This window comes from Sphingobium limneticum, assembly GCF_008710165.1.
In the GTDB taxonomy this organism is placed as follows: Bacteria; Pseudomonadota; Alphaproteobacteria; order Sphingomonadales; family Sphingomonadaceae; genus Sphingobium; species Sphingobium limneticum.
This window is the reverse complement of record NZ_VYQA01000037.1, coordinates 1-17773: the sequence shown is the minus strand read 5'-3', so window position 1 is coordinate 17773 and position 17773 is coordinate 1. Positions and strand designations below refer to the sequence as shown.

Annotated in this window: 14 protein-coding genes and 1 pseudogene; 9 read left to right on the top strand and 6 right to left on the bottom strand. The window is 62.1% G+C overall.

Annotation, left to right across the window (positions count from 1 at the left end):
• Positions 1 to 249 precede the first annotated feature (249 nt).
• Genes F4U95_RS23535 through F4U95_RS23525 form a run of 3 tightly spaced genes read right to left on the bottom strand, consistent with a single transcriptional unit; the run spans position 250 to position 3216 of the window.
• Positions 250 to 1422 carry a glycosyltransferase gene (locus tag F4U95_RS23535; protein WP_150426909.1) on the bottom strand — a complete coding sequence of 391 codons (1173 nt, stop codon included), beginning with the start codon at positions 1420 to 1422 and terminating at the stop codon, positions 250 to 252.
• On the bottom strand, positions 1409 to 2095 hold the full coding sequence (locus tag F4U95_RS23530) for a CDP-alcohol phosphatidyltransferase family protein (RefSeq protein ID WP_150426908.1): 687 nt from the start codon (positions 2093 to 2095) through the stop codon (positions 1409 to 1411). The genes F4U95_RS23535 and F4U95_RS23530 overlap by 14 nt, the downstream gene beginning before the upstream one ends.
• Positions 2092 to 3216: an MlaA family lipoprotein gene (locus F4U95_RS23525; protein ID WP_246171697.1), complete on the bottom strand. Its 1125-nt coding sequence runs from the start codon at positions 3214 to 3216 to the stop codon at positions 2092 to 2094. Before F4U95_RS23525 ends, F4U95_RS23530 begins: the two co-directional genes overlap by 4 nt.
• 24 nt (positions 3217 to 3240) lie before the next feature.
• Between F4U95_RS23525 and F4U95_RS23520 the strand changes: the two genes are divergently transcribed.
• The 3 genes from F4U95_RS23520 (at position 3241) to F4U95_RS23510 (ending at position 7029) form a co-directional block, all read left to right on the top strand.
• Positions 3241 to 3732 carry an RNA polymerase sigma factor gene (locus F4U95_RS23520; RefSeq protein ID WP_150426907.1) on the top strand — a complete coding sequence of 164 codons (492 nt, stop codon included), beginning with the start codon at positions 3241 to 3243 and terminating at the stop codon, positions 3730 to 3732.
• Positions 3733 to 3806: 74 nt separating this feature from the next.
• The gene (locus tag F4U95_RS23515; RefSeq protein WP_150426906.1) at positions 3807 to 4745 is read left to right on the top strand and encodes a FecR family protein; all 939 of its coding nucleotides are present in this window, start codon (positions 3807 to 3809) and stop codon (positions 4743 to 4745) included.
• A 70-nt stretch (positions 4746 to 4815) separates the two neighbouring features.
• Positions 4816 to 7029, top strand: coding sequence for a TonB-dependent receptor (locus tag F4U95_RS23510; protein WP_161600452.1), 2214 nt, complete (start codon positions 4816 to 4818; stop codon positions 7027 to 7029).
• A gap of 694 nt (positions 7030 to 7723) precedes the next feature.
• On the opposite strand, the gene F4U95_RS23505 is transcribed toward F4U95_RS23510, so the two are convergent.
• Positions 7724 to 10693: a Tn3 family transposase gene (locus F4U95_RS23505; RefSeq protein ID WP_150426904.1), complete on the bottom strand. Its 2970-nt coding sequence runs from the start codon at positions 10691 to 10693 to the stop codon at positions 7724 to 7726.
• 140 nt (positions 10694 to 10833) lie between these two features.
• Between F4U95_RS23505 and F4U95_RS23500 the strand changes: the two genes are divergently transcribed.
• Together F4U95_RS23500 and F4U95_RS23495 are read left to right on the top strand one after the other, a co-directional pair.
• Entirely contained in the window at positions 10834 to 11403 is a 570-nt protein-coding gene (locus F4U95_RS23500; protein WP_007015735.1) for a recombinase family protein, read from the top strand.
• On the top strand, positions 11404 to 11739 hold the full coding sequence (locus F4U95_RS23495) for a hypothetical protein (protein WP_246171696.1): 336 nt from the start codon (positions 11404 to 11406) through the stop codon (positions 11737 to 11739).
• A gap of 16 nt (positions 11740 to 11755) precedes the next feature.
• Here F4U95_RS23495 and F4U95_RS23490 read toward each other — a convergent pair whose 3' ends face one another.
• Positions 11756 to 12298: a MarR family winged helix-turn-helix transcriptional regulator gene (locus F4U95_RS23490; RefSeq protein ID WP_010339851.1), complete on the bottom strand. Its 543-nt coding sequence runs from the start codon at positions 12296 to 12298 to the stop codon at positions 11756 to 11758.
• A 104-nt stretch (positions 12299 to 12402) separates the two neighbouring features.
• Here F4U95_RS23490 and F4U95_RS23485 point away from each other — a divergent pair, with 104 nt between their 5' ends.
• The 4 genes from F4U95_RS23485 to F4U95_RS23470 all read left to right on the top strand — a co-directional run bounded on the left by F4U95_RS23485 (position 12403) and on the right by F4U95_RS23470 (position 17465).
• Entirely contained in the window at positions 12403 to 12879 is a 477-nt protein-coding gene (locus F4U95_RS23485; protein ID WP_010339850.1) for a YkgB family protein, read from the top strand.
• 133 nt (positions 12880 to 13012) lie between these two features.
• Positions 13013 to 13597, top strand: coding sequence for a recombinase family protein (locus F4U95_RS23480; protein ID WP_010339849.1), 585 nt, complete (start codon positions 13013 to 13015; stop codon positions 13595 to 13597).
• Between the two features lie 4 nt (positions 13598 to 13601).
• Positions 13602 to 16580: a Tn3-like element ISMpo10 family transposase gene (locus F4U95_RS23475; RefSeq protein WP_012449407.1), complete on the top strand. Its 2979-nt coding sequence runs from the start codon at positions 13602 to 13604 to the stop codon at positions 16578 to 16580.
• A 36-nt stretch (positions 16581 to 16616) separates the two neighbouring features.
• On the top strand, positions 16617 to 17465 hold the full coding sequence (locus tag F4U95_RS23470; RefSeq protein ID WP_246171695.1) for a hypothetical protein: 849 nt from the start codon (positions 16617 to 16619) through the stop codon (positions 17463 to 17465).
• A 43-nt stretch (positions 17466 to 17508) separates the two neighbouring features.
• On the opposite strand, the pseudogene istB reads toward F4U95_RS23470, so the two are convergent.
• Positions 17509 to 17773, bottom strand: a pseudogene (gene istB, locus F4U95_RS23465) (IS21-like element ISSsp5 family helper ATPase IstB); the annotation flags it as partial.

The window sequence follows — 17773 nt, the reverse complement described above, 5'->3', positions numbered from 1 at the left end:
GTGCTCGCTCCCTGCGCCAGCACAATCTCAACTTCACGCAGCTTGCCGATGATCTCTTCCGGCTTGTGCTTCTTGCTCGGCATTCAATGTCCCTTTCATGGTCCAGACTATCATAGTCTCTGGGCCACTCAGCGGGGGGCAGATCAACCCTGCCAGTAGGATGCGCGCTATATCAAGCCACCAGGGAATGTTTTCCGTAAGATACGTCAATGACTACAACCCTTGCTTCATTTTTTTTCGCGAAATTTATCATGAAATCGATCGTCGTAAGAGTAGCTGATTATAATAATTCAGTAGATCAATTAGGTGATCGAGATCCGTACGAACTCTTCCTGCTGCATCCAGGGTTGCCGAACGTAACTGTACGGAATCCCGCGCCAACAGGCGCAGGATCGCCGCTGCGCAGGATTTCGCGTCACGCGCATTATAGGATTCGGAATGGCTTGGTGCTGCAAATTCCGCTGACCCTCCCTCGTTAGGAACAATCAACGGCAGCCCTGACGCGATGGCTTCTAAGGCAACGAGACCAAAAGGTTCGGTATCCGATCCGTGCACGAGCGCATCTGCGCTGGCCAACACGGATGCAAATCGCTCACGCTCGAAGATCGGCTTAAACAGCCGGATGTGGGGATTGCCAGCGACGCGGCTGAAGATTTTGGGTCGATCGACGCCGTCGCCAAGGAGGATGAGCCCAATAGGTGCCGATTGGCCGGCTTGTTCAACCGCATCAATAACCATCGGCCAGCGCTTCTCCGGGTGATGCCTCCCGACCCCGATAAGTAAATGCGCACAAGGCGGAAGGTGGCACTCGCCCAGTAGCGCTGCCCGTAGTTGTTCATCTCGAAGATGCGGGGCGAAAACGCCGCCTTCCACGCCGAGCGGAAGCGGTGCATCGACCTGAAGTCCGCGGCCGGAATACCAACGGTCGAGCGTCCTGCCATTCGTGACAAAGGCATCGAACCTGTCGAGGAAGTGAGCAAGGTAGCGGGTGTACCACCCAAACCAACTCTCAACTTTTTGCCGCGAGGCCAGTCGTCCCACCCAACGCTGCGCGTAGGCAGTCATATGGTCATTGTGTGCGAAGAAGACTTTAGCCGCGGGCGCTCTCCAGTTGGCGACGATCCATGCGGGGCGAAACGGCGAGCTTGTCTCGACGACGTCGGGATTTAGTTCATCGAGCAGTGCCGTTACCGGAGCCCCATCCCAGAACATCCCGTAGCTTCGGTCGAACGGAAGGCGGGGTGCGGCTACCCAGAAAACGCGCCCCCCGCCGGGGCGGTGTTCGAGACGATTCTCATGGCCGGGTGCGATGACAATAAGTTCGTGACCAAGATCAGCCAGGATTCGCATTTTCCGGTCGATGTACGTTCGAACCCCACCTCCTGTCGGGCAGTAGTACTCATTGACATCAACGATCCGCATTTGAATCGACACGAGCAAGTGTTCTAGCCACTAGCAAGGTTTGCACTATAAATAGGCAAATCAGCGCGGCGCCGATTAATCCTACCAGAGCGTCTAGTGCCGGTATCGTCCAGATACGGTCTCCGCCGGGCTCGATTGCCATCATCGCAATCGTCAACAGGATCAGGAAAAGGCGAAGCTCGGTAGGACCCATTGCGAGATAGGACAGTCGCAATTCGCCCATCACTCGCGCCGCGAGGAATGTGTGAACCGACATCAAGAGGTAACCGGCCAGCGCGACCATGGCGATGTTCATGGTCACGTACGGGGAAAGGCCGATCCCGGCCACGATCAGCAGATTTGCCATCCCGTCACAACTGTGATCGATGAAGTATCCGTAGGAGGGGCGCTCGATCTTACGATACCGCGCGAGGCTTCCGTCCATTGAGTCCCCAAACCATTGAACGACATAGCCGGCGAGGGACAAAAGTAACCAAAGGTGGCCAAGATTGCTCGCGATGTAGCCGCCAAAAACCATCGCGGCTCCAATCATGCCGATTGCGGTTAGCCGATCCGGCGTGATGGAAGCGGGCATTCGGGCGCAAAGCCATTGGAGAACCCGTCGTTCGCTCTTGGCAAGCCAATTCTCTTGTATGCGGCGTAGTTCGGAACGAGCAGGAGAGCCATGCATCATGGGAAAACCGGGAGCGTACGGCGCGTGATCGGTTGCGGTGACGTTCGCCCATGCAGAGCGTCAATCTCCGCCTGGCGGCCTTCCAGATAGTTCCTGCGCGAAGCAGCATACGGGTCCGGCGTGTCTTTCAACTCGCGAAGTTGTGAGTCGAACTGGACCCGGTAATCAAGCGACCCAACGATGCTTGCTGGAACCGTGTAGGTGGGCTGGTTGAACGGCTGGCCGAACGCCGACGGAAGAACCATTCGGTCGATACCAAGGCCGATGAGGTCTCTGACGGTCGTAGGGCCGATCAGCGGAAGGAACAGAAAGGGGCCGGGCTTTACGCCGTAATAGCCCAGTGTGTTGGCAAAGCCGTTCGATCTACGAGGTAGTTTGAACGGTTTTTTCCGGGCGACATCGATCATCCCGGCGACGCCGACCGTTGTGTTGATCGCAAACCGTCCGGCCGTCTCGGCCGCCTTGCCGGGTTTGAGCTGAACGAGGAAATTGAGGAATGCAACCGGTTCAGCCAGATTATTGAAGAAATTGCGGATTGCCCCACGAACCGAACCAGGCAAGGCGCGTTGATAGGTCATCGCCACCGGCGCGACGACCGCCTTGTCAACGGTCTGGGTGATGGCAAATGCCTGTGCGTTGACAGCTTGCAACGGATCTCCCGGCGCATGACCCGGTCGAGCAGTGACCACAATGTCATTGTGTTCGACCGTCTGCTGCTCGGCGCCAATATCTATCGGCAAACCTTCCTCCGGTGACGACGGTGGCGTTGGAGCCTCAACGGGGTTTGCCGACGTTGCTTCGCCTTCGGAGCCTATAGCCGGTACCTCTTGCGGCACATGGCCGACAGGTGCCGTTTCTTGAAAAAGCACCGGCACGATCGCCATCTGATCCAGCATTACTGGAGGAGGCAGAAACAGTGCCGCAGCCACGATAGCAGTGCCCAACTCATAACCTTTCGACAGGAAGAGCTCACCTGGGCGTTGCAAGTCCACCGCCTTTGGGCCATCCTCTGCGAATGAGACGCCGCCGCAGGACGCAACCGCACCTGCCGAAAAGCCGAGACGGATTTTTTGCCTCCGAACGCCCCTGGAGAAAAAGGTAAACGGGAGAAGCTCGTCCACGCCCCGCAATCCGGTCTTGCCGCCTTGTACGCAGCGTACCGTCCGGAGCTTCTCCGCTTTCTGATCACGCGCACAGGCGATCCGGCCGAAGCGGAAGACGTGCTTCAGGAACTCTGGCTGCGAGTTCATGCGGCCGGCGGCAGCCCCGTGGCAAATGGCCGCGCGTATCTCTACCGCGCAGCACAGAATCTTGTGCTAGACCGGATGCGGGAGAGGCGCCGACGCGCGACGCGCGACCGTGACTGGTCAGACGCGGAGTATGGGGCTGCCGGCCTAAGCGAGGCAGCCGATCCGCGCCTGAGCGCCGACCAGGCAATGGAGGAGCGGGAGCGCTCGGCAAGGCTGGAGATCGCTATCGCGGCGATTCCGCCCGCAGCCGGCCGAGTGTTCCGGCTTCACAAGCTCGATGGGCTACCGCACGCGGACGTTGCCCGAGAGCTCGGTATAACGCGCAGCGGCGTGGAGAAGCACATGGCAACCGCGATGGCTTTTCTTCGCCGGACGCTGAAGGACTGAGGCGGGATGGCTTGCTCGGCGTCTTACGTTCGAACCAGGAGGCTGTCGGTGTGCTCCGTCGGCGGCGATGCGCAATGACCACGACAGAGGACATCTACGAGCAGGCCGCGCTGTGGCACCAGGGACAGTATCGCGACGACTTTGACTGGGATGGCTTCACTCGCTGGCTAGCAGCGGATTCTGAGCATCGTACGTGCTATAACGAGATCGCGCTGCTTGATGACGAGATCGGTCGCCGACGGCCTGCGCTCAGGTTGCGAGAGGGCGGAAACAAGGGCGCGCACAAATGGCTGCGCTGGCGTGTCGCCGCGGGCGCCGTGGCAGCCTCGGCCGTGGCCATCGTATCACTACCGCTTCTGCGCCTTGACGCGCCGACCCCCTCGCCGACCTATCGCACTGCCGCCGGCGAGATGAGGTCTGTGACGCTACCAAGCGGTGCGAAAGCGACACTGGCACCGGGATCGACATTGGTTGCCAATGCCGACAATGCCCGCCACGTGCGGTTGACCGGGACCGCGTTCTTCGAAGTGCGCCACGATTCTGCTTCGCCCTTCACTGTCGAGGCAGCCGACTTCCTCGTCAAAGATGTCGGCACCCGGTTCGATGTCTCTTTGGAGAACGGTGTACTCAGGGTCGCGGTTCAGGCCGGGACCGTGTCGGTGAGCTCGGTTCGGTTCGCTCAACCCGTAGTGCTAGACGCGGGCAAGGCGCTTTTCGCAGACCCGGGACGCGGTGTGGTGGAGATCACTGCCCAGGCGACCGAGGCCGTCGGGAGCTGGCGGCAGGGTCGGCTCGTGTATAATCGCGCGCCGCTCGGGCTGGTCGTCGCCGATGTGTCGCGCTACGCAGGACGGCGGGTGGAGATCGGCCGCGACATGGCCCGCAGACGCTTCTCTGGCGTCATCACGATCGAACCGGGCGCGTCAGCCATCGACACGCTCAAGCAGCTGACGGGGTTGGATGCGAAAGTGGAAGGAAGCACTGTGCGTCTCGTCCGTGGCGCTAGCGACTAGCGTTGCCGGACCGGCAGCGGCTCAGGAGCGTGTCCTTCTGATCGACGTCCCCGCTGGTACGCTTGAAGCGATGCTCGCCGCGCTCGCCACTCAGACGAAGACATCGTTCGCGCTCGATGCTCCGCTTCCGCGGCACCGGGTGATCGCGTTGCGAGGCCGGATGACGATCGATGCCGCATACGCGCGGCTATTGGCAGGCACTGGCCTGTCCGCCCGCCGCGTGGGACCCGCGACCTTTCGGATATTGGCTGCCCCCGCCTCCCCGAACGCTGGCCCGACAGCCGCCAGCGCAAATCCAACCATTCCAGCGGACATCGTCGTCACCGCCAGGAAGATGCGCGAGTTGCTTTCGCAGGTGCCGGGACCGGTCACCGTCCATGTGCTGGACGGAAGCGCCGCCGCGGGCTCAGACGCCGGCACATCGGCGGTGGCGACCCAGGTCCAAGGATTGATTGCGACGAATGGCGGGCCAGGTGCGAGCCGATTGTTCTTGCGGGGCATAGCCGACAGTCCCTTTATCGGCTTCGGACAATCCCCGGTGAGCGTGTACCTGAACGAGGCCCGGATCACCTACGATGCGCCTGACCCCGACTTCCGAATGGTTGATGTGGATCGGGTCGAGGTACTGAAGGGACCGCAGGGGCCGCTTTACGGCACAGGAGCACTGGGCGGCGTCTATCGCGTGATAACAATGGCGCCCGACTTGGTCCGATTTGCCGGCCGCTCTCGCCAGCGTCTCGCCGCCCTACTTGGTCACGGCGTCGGCGGGTCTGTCGAGGCAGTCGTCAACTTGCCCGTGCGTCAGAATCAGACCGCCTTGCGGTTGGTCGGCTACGCCGACGTCGCTCCAGGCTGGATCGACAACGCTGGAGGTCGCTCGGACGTCAACCAAACGGTCGTGCGCGGCGCTAGAGCGTCGCTTCGCGTTCTCCCGCGTGAGGGTTGGACCTTTGATTTCGTCGGTGCCGGTCAGAGCATCCGCGCGCGCGACAGCCAATATGTGGATCGCGACAGGGAGGAATTGACACGGGGGGACCGGCTGCGGGAGCCGCGGTCGAATGACGTCGTGCTCACCTCGGGGGTCTTGCAAGGCGAGCTCGGGTCACGTGTCCTAACCGTTTCTACAAGCCTCGCTACGCAGTGGACGCTTAAGGTTGACGACGCGAGCAGCGCGGCCGCGGTCCTCGGTCTGGTCGCGCCGCTGCGCTATGCCGAAACCCGCACATATCAGGTATTTGACCAAGAAATCCGCCTTGCGAACAAAAGCGGCCGAACGCCCTGGGCATTGGGCGTTTCGTACCTCTCATCCCGAAGCAGCGCTCGCGGCCGTGCATCGGAGGCCGGCCCGGTGGTCGCAGAATTGTTGGATGCTTCAAGAAGCGTCACCGAAACGGCCATGTTTGCCGAGGGTAGCCGGCCGCTTATCGACGGTCTTCGCCTCGGCCTCGGCCTCCGCGTTTTCCGCTCAACCGTCAAGGAGGACCGCGACGATGACGGCGGAACCGAAGTTCGGGCCAAGACTTCGTGGGGCGTCTCGCCCAGTGCGACGCTGTCGTGGTCGCCCTCATCAGTCTCGCTAGCCTATCTTCGCGTGGCGTCTGCGTTCCGGCCGGGAGGTCTTGATCCGTCGAACATGGAAACCCGCCGGTATGACGCCGACCAGTTGGTAGCTTTTGAAGCTGGCTTTCGACAAAATTCAATTAACGGCCGACTTCAGTTTGAGCTTGGCGCGTTCAGCTCCTTATGGTCGGACGTTCAATCGGACTATCTCCTCGATACCGGCCTTGTAGCCACGCGCAACGCTGGCGACGCAAGGATTCTCGGCGGCGAACTGACCGTCCGGTGGCGGCCGACGGCGGCTTGGTCCTTCGTCGCGGGCGCGTCCGGCCAGCGGGCTCGCCTTATTCGCGGTATCGACGGTGCCGATCTGGAGCGTGACCCGCGCCTTCCTGTTGTGCCTGGCGTGTCCGGCCACTTCGAGGTGCGGCATTCGATTAATGCTAGTTCCTGGCAGGTGTCGCCTACAGTAACCGGCCGCTACGTGGGGCGGTCTAGGCTGAGCCTGGACCCGGGACTCGATCGGCGGATGGGCGGGTTCGCCGAGTTCGCGGCGGGGCTCGAGGTCCGCAGGGGACCGTTCGCGGTGGAACTGTCCGCGACAAACATCTTCAATGCGCGGGGCGACACACTTGCCTTTGGCAATCCCTTTTCGGTACGCACAGAACGCCAGTACACACCCGCCCGCCCACGCGCCTTCGCGATCTCACTATCTCGCGACTTTTGAAGGCCGTGCAGGTCCGCTCGTTTCTAGCAAGCGGACTGCGGATTTGTTCGGCCGCGGCGTCTTCAGACAATAGACATTATTCCAGAGCGGTCGGGAAAATTGATGACGCGAGCAAGGACGCTTCCCAGCGCACCAAGTCATGCGCTGGTGATGTATCAGTCTGAGCTGGGGGCTTGCCGCTCGCATCGGAGCGGTGGCGGCGATGATGGTCGTGGCTCTATCGCACGAGCCATGCGACCTATAGCGGAACGCTATCTGCGCGCGATGCCACCTTTGTGTCGGCGTTCGAGCCACGCGAATTGTCCGGGGCCTGTGGCAATGGACTTCGATTTTCGGGACCTAACTAACATGAACATCGGGCCTTTGGGCTTGCCCATCAAACCGAGTACGCTGCCAGCCACGCTCAGGACGCTTCAGGGCGTTGTCCGGCCCCGCTTCACCCGTTGGGGTAGCCTTGCGTTCTCGCTAGCGATTCTTGCCGCCGTTGCATTTCAGCTGCGCTCCATCGATTTCATAACTCTCACCACCTTAGTACCGACGAGCGCTCTGTTCTGGTTGGCGTTTGCGGCTTCCTACCTAGCTACACCGGTGTCCGAGTGGGCGATCTTCCGGGGGCTATGGCGCTTGCCCGTCGTTGAGGGCATAGCGTGGAAGGTACGCTAAACAACGCTAAGGGAGAACAACCGAGGAACGCTTAGGCGGCGCGGCTGTCCGGCGGAAGATTGAGGGCCTTGCGGCCAGCGGAAGCGGCGGCTCGATCCCAGAGGAAATCGCCGGAAAAGGCAATATGCTCCCAGCCAACCGGCGACGTATGGACAAGCAGATCATCGGGGACCGGGGCCGCTGCCGATCGCAGATGCTGGGCGGCGTCGGCCATGTAGATCGTGTTCCAATAGACGATCGCCGCGATGACTAGGTTGAGGCCTGATGCCCGATATTGTTGAGCTTCATGGCTGCGGTCGATGATGCGGCCCTGGCGGAAGGTGTAGATCGCTTGCGTCAGGGCATGGCGCTGCTCGCTGTTGTTAAGGCCGGCATGGCATCGCCGGCGCAGATCGGGATTTTCAAGCCAGTCCAGCATGAACAGGGTCCGTTCGATCTTGCCGATCTCCTGTAGTGCGACGTCGAGCTGGTTCTGCCGTTCGTAGGCGGCGAGCTTTCGCAGCATGACCGACGGCGCGACGTGGCCAGCCTTGATCGACCCCACGAGGCGCAGCACGTCGTCCCATTGTTCATTGATGATGTCGGTGCGGATACGCTTGCCCAACAACGGGGCGATGGACGGATAGGCCGAAACCGGCGCGATCGGCGCAAGCCGCCTGTCCGGAAAGTCGCGCAGGCGCGGGCAGAAGCGAAATCCCAGCATCGCGCACAGGGCGAAGACATGATCGGTCGCTCCGCCGGTGTCGGTGTAATGCTCGACGATCCTGAGATCGGTGCCATGGCTGATGAGGCCGTCGAGGACATAGGGCGCTTCATGCGTGGCGGCCGAGATCACATTGACGTGGTAGGGCCCGCGCTGATCGGAAACATGGGTGTAGAAGCTGAAGCCATGATCGACGCCATAGCGCGCGTTGATGTCGCCGCCCGATGCGCCGCGCTTCGCGCCCCTGAAGAACTGACCATCGGAACTGGACGTTGTGCCGTCGCCCCATACCCGCGAGAATGGCAGGCGGTGGTGCGCGTTGATGAGGACGGCGAGCGCCGCGCGGTAGCTCTCGTCGCGGATATAGGCGTCATGGGTCCATAGGAGTTGATCGCGCGTGACGCCCTGGCTCGCGGCGGCCATGCGCGACAGGCCGAGATTGGTGGCGTCGGCGAGGATCGTGGCGAGCAGCGCATTTTCATTGGGACATAGCTCGCCGGTGCGCAGGTTGGTGAACGCCGAAAGAAAGCCAGTTTCCTGCGCCACCTCATGTAGCAGTTCGGTGATACGGATGCGTGGCATCATCGCATCGAGCCGGTCGGCCAGGGCTTCGGCGTCGGGCGTTGCGATCGTGCGAACGGGGGATATCTGGAGGCGGCCGTCGCGGTATCGCACACCCTCCAGAGCGTCGCGCTTCAGGCTCCGGGCGAATTTCTTCAGCCGCCAGTCCAGTTCGCGGCCCCGCTGTTCGAGCCATTCGCCGGCTGTGGGTGGCAGACCAAGAGCCGACACGATCGGCTTGGCCTTCGGTTCGCTTAGCACGTAGCTGTCGAACTGGCGGTATCCCGTCGATCGTTCCACCCAGACATCACCGGAGCGCAGCTTGTTGCGCAGATGCGCGATAGTCGCGATTTCCCAGAGCCGCCGATTGATCTTGCCGTCATCGCCCATGACGATTTTCTGCCATTCCTTGCGGAAGGGCATCGGAGCGTCGGCAGGCAGATCGCGCTTGCCCGACCTATTGAGGTCGCGCAGCATCTCGATAGCGGCAATCGTTTTCGCGCTGCCCTTTCCGGCCCTGAACTGTAGCGCTTCAAGCAGATCAGGGGCGAACTTGCGCAACGTCGCATAGCGGTCGGCCGCGACCCTCAGCGGATCAAGATTGGCGGTTTCCGCGATCGTCGCCACTTCCGGCCTCGCCTTCAGGAGGGTGTGCCATCCTACTGAGGCATCCAGGACCTCCATAGGATCTTCGCCAGTATCGACTGCATCGGTGAGCGCGTCGATCGTCCTGCGGAAGATCAGCATCAGCCGGGCCACGTTCTTCGACGTGGCGGCATAGCTGCGCGCCTGGGCGTTCTTCGCGCGGGTGAAGATGCCGCCGATCAGCTTGTCCGCCATCTCCAGGGCGCTGTCCGTCAGCCGTTCTTCAAGATCGAGCAGGAAGGCAACGAGCGTGGCGCGTCGCCGGGAGGGAATATAGCGCTCGATCATATAGGCAGGCGACGCACGGCCTTCCCTGACATATTGCCGAAATCGGTCCGCGTGGATGCGGCCCGCGACGTCGGGGGAAATGCCGATCTTCCGCACCTGCCTCAGACGGTCGAGGATCTGGCGGACGTGATCGGGCTTGGCCGCGACGGGGATGGTCTTAAGCAAGGCGAGATGGCTCATGCCGCCGGCGGCGTCGAAGAGCTGATCGAGGGCCTGGACCTGTTCGGCGCTGAGATCGGCGATCAGGGCGTGGGCGGCCTGCTTGCGCGCGCGGGCACGTCCCGCGCTGCTGGCGCGTTCGATGGTGGAGATGGACGGCAGCAAAATCCGGGCCTCGCGCAGGGCGGTGACCACGCCCATCGCAATCGTCATCCCCTTGTCGGTCGCCCATGCCGTTCTCGCGGCCGCCTCGACCATGAAGGGAATATCGGCGCGGGTTGGCCCCCGAAGCCCCAAACGCGCCGCCAGCTCACGGGCATGATCCGTCATTGTCTGATCCCGCGCCGCATAGTTGGCCAGCTCGGTTACGTGCAGACCAAGTTGCTCCGCGACGAAAGCGGCGAGATCATGGGGTATTGCTCCCCTGTCCTGTATCAACTGCGCAAGCGTGATGCCCGGGTGCCGCAGGAGCGCGAGTTGCAGCGCCACGCCCAACTGGTTCCGTCGCTCCCGTCGCGCGCCGATGATCTCGATATCGGAAGGCTCGAAGGTATAGAGCCGGGCCAAATGGTCGCGATCGGTCGGGATGGCGAGTATCTGATCGCGTTCGCTCTCGGTCAGGAGTTGATGCTTGCGCTTCGTCATGCCGTTTCCTGTCCACAAAAGGTCATCTGGGCCTATGGACAGCGAGGAGTAAAGAGACATAGTATGTGGACGGATATGGGTGGGGCGCAGCGGCTGCCCTCCATAGCGTCCACAGAACGACCGTTTGGGAGACACGATAGATGGGCGGCATTCTGGGCTACGCCCGCGTCAGCACCGGCGATCAGGATGTGGCGGGCCAGACCATGCGACTGGAGAATGCCGGCGCCATCAAGGTGTTCACCGATGTAATATCGGGAAAAAGCATGGAGCGGCCTGGACTGGCCGAACTGATCGCCTATGCCCGCAAGGGTGACACGCTCGCCGTGGTCCGCCTCGATCGGCTTGGGCGTTCGCTGACTGAACTGCTCGCCACAGTCGAAACTTTGCGCAGCCAAGGCATCGCCCTCCTGAGTCTTGAGGAAAAAATCGACACCTCGTCGGCCGCCGGCGAACTCATCTTCCATGTGTTCGGAGCTATCGCCCATTTCGAGCGGCGGCTAATCTCTGAGCGGACCCGCGATGGGATCGCCGCTGCACGCGCCAAGGGCAAGCAGCCTGGCCGTCAGCCGCTCGACATGTCCAAGGTGGATGCGGCCATCAAACTGGTCGAAGCCCGTATCTCGCCGACAGAGGCAGCACGGCAACTCGGCATCGGCAGATCCACCATCTATCGCGAAATGCGCCGCCTTGGCGTGGAAAGGCCTGCCTGAATGTCCAGATTGAAATCTGCTCACGATCTGTCCGGGCTGATGAAATATGCGGATCGTGCTCCGTGGGACGAGGCGATGGATGAAATGCTGTCCGCGCATCTCGGTCCGGCATGTGAAGCGACCGGCCTCGAACCCGACGCCATATTCGAGATCATCGGTGATCATTGGCAAGGGCCGCTATGGGGCTGCGCCTTTGAAGATCTGCTGACACAGGAACTGGAACCTGACGGTCGCAATCTGGTCGATGACTATCTCAAGCGCCGAGGCTGGAACGAGAAGGCGCCGAACAAGGCCTATATGGGGTCAGGACATAGAACGGGCACAGATATACGCTAAGCGTCTCTGCGCGCACTTATGGGTCGACTCTATGCGTCGACGACTCCAGCATTCCAAAGGCATCCATCGGACAGTTGTAGCATCGCCTCTCGTCGCAGAGCCGGCATATCGTCAGCGCCGAGACAGCGTCGTCAGACATCTGCGCAAGTATTGTCTCGGCAATACGTTCCAGCACGAGGCGGTCAGCATTCGAGACATGGCTAAGGATTTCGGATAAAGTCTCGTTTCTTCGTTGCAGGATCGCAGATAGGCGAGTCTCGCCTGCCTCAGTGAGCATCAGCGCTACTGCACGACGGTCCCGTAGCGCTTTGGATCGAACGGCGAACCCGGCTGCAACCAATCGATCGACAAGCCGCACCGTCCCCGCGTGGGACAAGCCTAGCACCCGTCCTAATTCGTCGATCGAAAGACCGGTCGCGTGACCGATGACGACGATCGCCGCGGTGGTTTCGCCACCGCCGGGTATCGTCGGGTCGAATGCCGCCTTCTTAATTCGATCGGTGATGCCCACTGCGAGGGCGCCGAACAGATTGACGAGCCGGTCCGAGAGTACGTTCAAAGGGTTGCCTCATTCATTGACGGCGTATAGTGTATGCGCAGCGCATATATCACGCCTGTCTAAGCATGAAGGCAGGTCATGCGCCATGATGAAAGCGAGGCACCATGTTTTCGACATTACACATAGCTGAAAAGACGACCGGCTCTCGCGGGTCTCTCGCGTTGCTGCGCTGGGCGCTGGTGGTCATCTTTCTCTGGTTCGGTTGCATGAAATTCACGAGCTATGAAGCGATGGGCATCGCGCCATTGATGAAGAACAGTCCGATCATGAGCTGGATTCCGGCCGTTTTTGGGGTGCAGGGTGGAAGCTATTTTATAGGCACCGTCGAGCTCGCGACGGCCGCTGCGCTGATTATCGGTGCTTTCAACAAGACGGCCTCCGCTCTCGGCGCGGCGATGTCATGCCTGACTTATGCCGTGACACTGACGTTTTTCCTGAGCACGCCTGGCGTCGCCGAGCCGACCGCTGGCGGGTTCCCGGCGATTTCGGCCGGAACCGGACAGTTCCTGTTGAAGGACCTGGTGCTTCTTGCGGCATCAGCGTGCCTTCTACTTGCGTCCATACGGACAGCAGACGCGTGACGGCAAACAGGTGATAGGCGACGCTCCGGACCTGCGCTTTTGCCGAACCATACCCGCCTCAGCCCATAACGATCGACAAACCCTGTCGCTTTGATAGGGTGTTCGAAAACATGCTTTCGAGGGTTTGTCGTACATGCTGGTCGGATATATGCGGGTGTCAACGACCGATGACCGCCAAACGGTCGATCTCCAGCGGGACGCGCTCGTCGCAACCGGGGTCGATCATCGGCATCTCCATACCGACAAGGCATCCGGCGCGCGCGACGACCGACCAGGCCTGAAAGCCTGCCTCGACTATCTGAACGCGGGCGACACACTGATCGTGTGGAAGCTCGACCGGCTCGGACGCTCGCTGCCGCACCTGCTGACGATCGTCACCGATCTGAAGGCGCGCGGCATCGCGTTCCGGTCGCTGACCGAGCAGATGGATACGACCACGCCGCACGGCGAATTGCTGTTCTCGCTGTTCGGTGCATTGGCACAATATGAGCGTGCGCTCACGCGCGAACGGGTGATGGCGGGACTGGCTGCTGCCAAACGCCGGGGACGCCAAGGTGGCCGCCCGCCGATGATCGACGCCGAAACGCTCGAGCGGATCACCGCCGCGCTGGATGGCGGGGCCAGCAAGGCGTCCGTCTGCCGGACCTTCAAGGTGCCGCGTTCGACCCTTCTCGGCACGCTTGCCCGGATCGGCTGGACCGCACCGGCCAAGGTCTAAGCCGATGCCGCGTCGCGCCGTCCTGTCGGACGAGCAACGCGCGGCGTTGCTCGCGCTTCCCGACGACGAAACCCTGCTCGTCCAGCACTGGACATTGAGCCGGGACGACTTGGCCATCATCGTCCGCCGGAGGCGACCGCATAACCGGCTGGGTTTCGCGATCCAGCTTTGCGCGCTGCGCTATCCTGGCCGTTTCCTGCGACCCGGTGAACTGATCCCTGATACGCCGCTCGCGTTCGTCGCAGAGCAATTGCAGGTCGGACCCGAGGTGCTGGCCGACTACGCGACGCGCGGCCCGACCCGGTACGAACAGCTCGATGCACTGCGCGATGCATTCGGCTTCATGCCGCTCAGTCGGCCGCTGCGAACGACGTTGCAGGAATGGCTCCTGCCGATCGCGCTGACGACGACCAGCGGGGCTAGGCTGGCGCGCGTGATGCTGGATGAGTGCCGGCGACGGCGCATCATTGTGCCGGGCATCAGTTCGGTCGAGCGGATGGTCGCACAGGCGTTGCTCGATGCCGAACGCCATGTCGCCGAGCATCTGACCCGAGGACTCGATGCTCGACAGCGCCGGCTGCTCGATGCGCTTCTCCTGCCCCACACAGGCACGAACTTGAGCGATCTGGCCTGGGTGCGGCAGTCACCCGGCAAGCCCGGCCGAAAGACATTCGCCGCCATCATCGAGCGACTGACACTGCTTCGGGCCATCGGGATCGATCCGGATATCGCCGTAGGCGTCCATCCCGAGCGCCTCCGACGCCTGTGCCAGGAAGGCGTGCGGCTGACCGCGCAACATGTTCGGACGCTGCAAGCGACGCGGCGTCGCGCCACATTGGTGGCGACCATCCTCGAAACCATCGTTACCCTCACCGACGATGCGGTGCTGATGTTCGATCGCCTGCTTGGGCAGATGTTCCGGCGCGAACAGAACAGCGCGGACACGACACTCAAGCGCAACCGGCGCACCATCAACGGCAAAATCCGGCTGCTTGCCCAACTCGGCGCTGCCTTGCTCGCCGCCAAGATATCAGGTGGCGATATCGGCGCTGCGGTCGAGGCAGCGATCGGATGGAATGATCTCGGCCGCGAGGTCGATGAAGCCCGCAAGCTGATCCGCCCCGATTCGGTCGATCCCGTCGCGGTCGCCGCGACCAATTACCCCGTCCTCCGACAGGTCGGTCCCTCGTTCATCGCCTCGTTCACATTCGGGGCGGTGCCAGCCTGCCATGCGCTCGCGCGAGCGGTCGCGATCATGCGCGACCTTCATTTTGGTCATCTGCGCAAATTGCCTGCAGGCACGCCAGTCGGCTTCATCCGGCAAGCTTGGCGTCGGGCGATCGGCACCGGCATTCCCGATCGCAGGATCTATGAATTGTGCGTGCTGGTCGAGCTTCGCGACCGGCTTCGCGCCGGCGACATGTGGGTCGAGGGAAGCCGACGCTATCGTGCTGTCGAGCAGCAACTCATTCCTGCCCCCGTATTCGCCAACATGCGCGCGGCCGGCCCCTTGCCGATACCGGCACCGGATACGGCCGATATCTGGCTGGCCGAACGACGCGCCCGCCTCGCCCGTCGATTGGCCGAGGTCGAGCGAAAGGCGGAGACGGACGCGCTGGAAGACGTGCAGCTCAGCTTGGGCAGGCTGCGGATTTCGCCCTTGAAGGCGATTACTCCCGAGGAATCCGATACCGCCCTTGCGCCGCTCTATGCGCATCTGCCCGCGATCCGCATCACCGACCTTCTTGCCGAAGTCGATCGATGGACCGGGTTCAGCCAGTGCTTCACGCATCTGCAAAGTGGCCGTGCCGCGGATGAACCACGTGCGATCCTCACGGCGGTGCTCGCCGATGCCACCAATCTGGGCCATACGCGCATGGCGGAAGCCTGCAATCTCGTGACCCAGCGCCAACTCGGTTGGCTCGCCTCGTGGCATCTGCGCGAGGAAACCTACGGTCGCGCGCTCGCCCGGCTTGTCGACGCCCAACACACCGCGCCGCTGGCCGCGCTGTTCGGGTCCGGCACCTCGTCCAGCTCAGACGGTCAGAACTTTCCGCTCGACCGCCGCGCCCAGGCAACCGGCGCAGTCAATCCGCACAAGGGGACAGAGCCGGCTGTCTCCTTTTACAGCCACGTCTCGGATCGCTACGCGCCGTTCCATTCCACAGTTATCTCCGCTTCGGCGAGCGAGGCGGCACAGGTGCTCGACGGGCTGCTCCACCACGGCGCCGATCTGCACATCGAAGAGCATCACGTCGATGGCGGGGGCGTCTCCGACCATGTGTTCGCGCTATGTCATCTGCTTGGGTTCCGGTTCGCGCCGCGTATCCCGAATATCGCCGCACGCCGTTTGCACCTGTTTAACGGCATCGAACCCGGCCCCGATATTGCGCCGCTGGTCGCGGGCCGCATCGACGAAGGTCTGATCGAGGCACACTGGGACGACGTGCTGCGACTGGGAACCTCGATCCGCACAGGCGTCGTCAGCGCCTCGATCATGCTGGAACGGCTCGGCTCCTATCCACGCGCCAACGGCCTGGCACTGGCGTTGCGCGAGATCGGTCGCGTCGAGCGTACCCTGTTCACGCTCGACTGGATCGAGCAGCCCGAACAGCGTCGCCGCGCCACCCGCGAACTCAACAAGGGAGAAGCGGAAAATGCCCTGAAACGCGCCATCTTCTTCCATCGCATCGGCCGTATCCGCGATCATGCGCTGCAAGCCCAAAGCCATCGGGCGAGCGCGCTGAACCTCGTCGCCGGTGCCATCGTCCTGTGGAACACGACCTACCTGCAAGCCGCCCGGATGCATCTCGCCAACCTCGGCCGGCCGGTCCCGCCGGACCTGCTGCAACACCTATCACCGCTCGGTTGGCAGCATATCAATCTCACCGGCGATTACCTCTGGACCGATCCCGATGCGCCATCCACCGCGCTCAGACCGCTTCGCCAGATGCGCGCCGTCGAAGGCACGGCAAAACCTTAGCGTATATCTGGGTCCGTTCTGTGTACCGACCCCTATATGCGCGCGCTGCGGGATACGATGATGTCGCTCTATGAGGTTAGCGAGGTCGTCCCCGGTCAGTCGATGACCTTGCGTGATCTGTTGCGGGATGTTGCGCCAGTCACGGTCCGCGAACACGGCGCGACACAGACCCTCGTCAACTGGGACAAGATCGCTGCACGGGTTGTCGATGTGAACGGTCGCCATGGCATCTCGGGCGCGCTGTTGCCGTTCAGCGCTGATGGCGCCCTACAACTGATCGACGCGTTTGGCCGGCTTGCGGACGATGCAAAGGACACCTCCGAACTAAACCAGACCGACCGGGATGCTATTTTACGGGCATCAGGCCCGATGTTCACGAACATGTGGCTGCTCGATTGTCTGGGCAAAGCCATGCCTGGCACCATGCCGGATATGGTCAACGCCGATGGCGATGATCTTGTGTTCCACCGCATCGTCTTCCCCCTGGCCAAGGGCGTGATCGGCAAGAGCGTGGTTCGCAGGCTGAACGCGGCACAATGGCTGGAGCCTGCCAGCGACACATTCTGGAACTGGCTGGTGCCGGTGACGAAGGAGAGAAAACCACGAACGGCCAAAGGCGGGCAGGCTTTTGTGACGACCATGGAGGACGGCACACCCGTCTTCGCCAATGTCGAGTTGGCGGGACGCAAACTGATCGTTGAGGTCAATAGTGCCGCCCGTGCGGAGAAAGCGATTGCGCAAATGGGCGAATGGCTTGGTGATTGCGTGAGCACACCTATGACCGAAATCCGGACTCTGGCCCAGTTGTCAACGGCGGAGCAAAAGTCGGCCATGCGGCGGCGTAAAACCAGGCCACGGTGTTACATGCCGGGGGGAGTGGCGTGAGGGCGTAGCCCGAAGGCCACTCCCCCCGGCATTGGCTTGATTTTCAGGGTCTGGTTTTGGCCTTTCGGGCCCGGCTGTGAGCGAGGCGATAGCTTTCGCCGTTCATCTCGAGGATGCTGACGTGATGGGTCAGACGATCGAGGAGCGCGCCTGTGAGGCGCTCGGATCCGAAGGTTTCGGTCCATTCGTCGAAGGGCAGGTTGCTGGTGATCAAGGTGGAGCCGCGCTCATAGCGCTGGGAGATCAGCTCGAACAACAGTTCGGCACCGGTCTTGGAGAGCGGTACGAAGCCCAGTTCGTCAATGATG

Bases quoted from the DNA above. Each gene is read 5' to 3' on its own strand.
- F4U95_RS23515 (WP_150426906.1), top strand. From the start codon at position 3,807: ATGACCACGACAGAGGACATCTACGAGCAGGCCGCGCTGTGGCACCAG.
- F4U95_RS23470 (WP_246171695.1), top strand. From the start codon at position 16,617: ATGCGCGCGCTGCGGGATACGATGATGTCGCTCTATGAGGTTAGCGAG.
- F4U95_RS23480 (WP_010339849.1), top strand. From the start codon at position 13,013: ATGCTGGTCGGATATATGCGGGTGTCAACGACCGATGACCGCCAAACG.
- F4U95_RS23530 (WP_150426908.1), bottom strand. From the start codon at position 2,095: ATGATGCATGGCTCTCCTGCTCGTTCCGAACTACGCCGCATACAAGAG.
- F4U95_RS23535 (WP_150426909.1), bottom strand. From the start codon at position 1,422: ATGCGGATCGTTGATGTCAATGAGTACTACTGCCCGACAGGAGGTGGG.
- F4U95_RS23505 (WP_150426904.1), bottom strand. From the start codon at position 10,693: ATGACGAAGCGCAAGCATCAACTCCTGACCGAGAGCGAACGCGATCAG.
- F4U95_RS23485 (WP_010339850.1), top strand. From the start codon at position 12,403: ATGTTTTCGACATTACACATAGCTGAAAAGACGACCGGCTCTCGCGGG.
- F4U95_RS23510 (WP_161600452.1), top strand. From the start codon at position 4,816: ATGCTCGCCGCGCTCGCCACTCAGACGAAGACATCGTTCGCGCTCGAT.
- F4U95_RS23495 (WP_246171696.1), top strand. From the start codon at position 11,404: ATGTCCAGATTGAAATCTGCTCACGATCTGTCCGGGCTGATGAAATAT.
- F4U95_RS23475 (WP_012449407.1), top strand. From the start codon at position 13,602: ATGCCGCGTCGCGCCGTCCTGTCGGACGAGCAACGCGCGGCGTTGCTC.
- F4U95_RS23500 (WP_007015735.1), top strand. From the start codon at position 10,834: ATGGGCGGCATTCTGGGCTACGCCCGCGTCAGCACCGGCGATCAGGAT.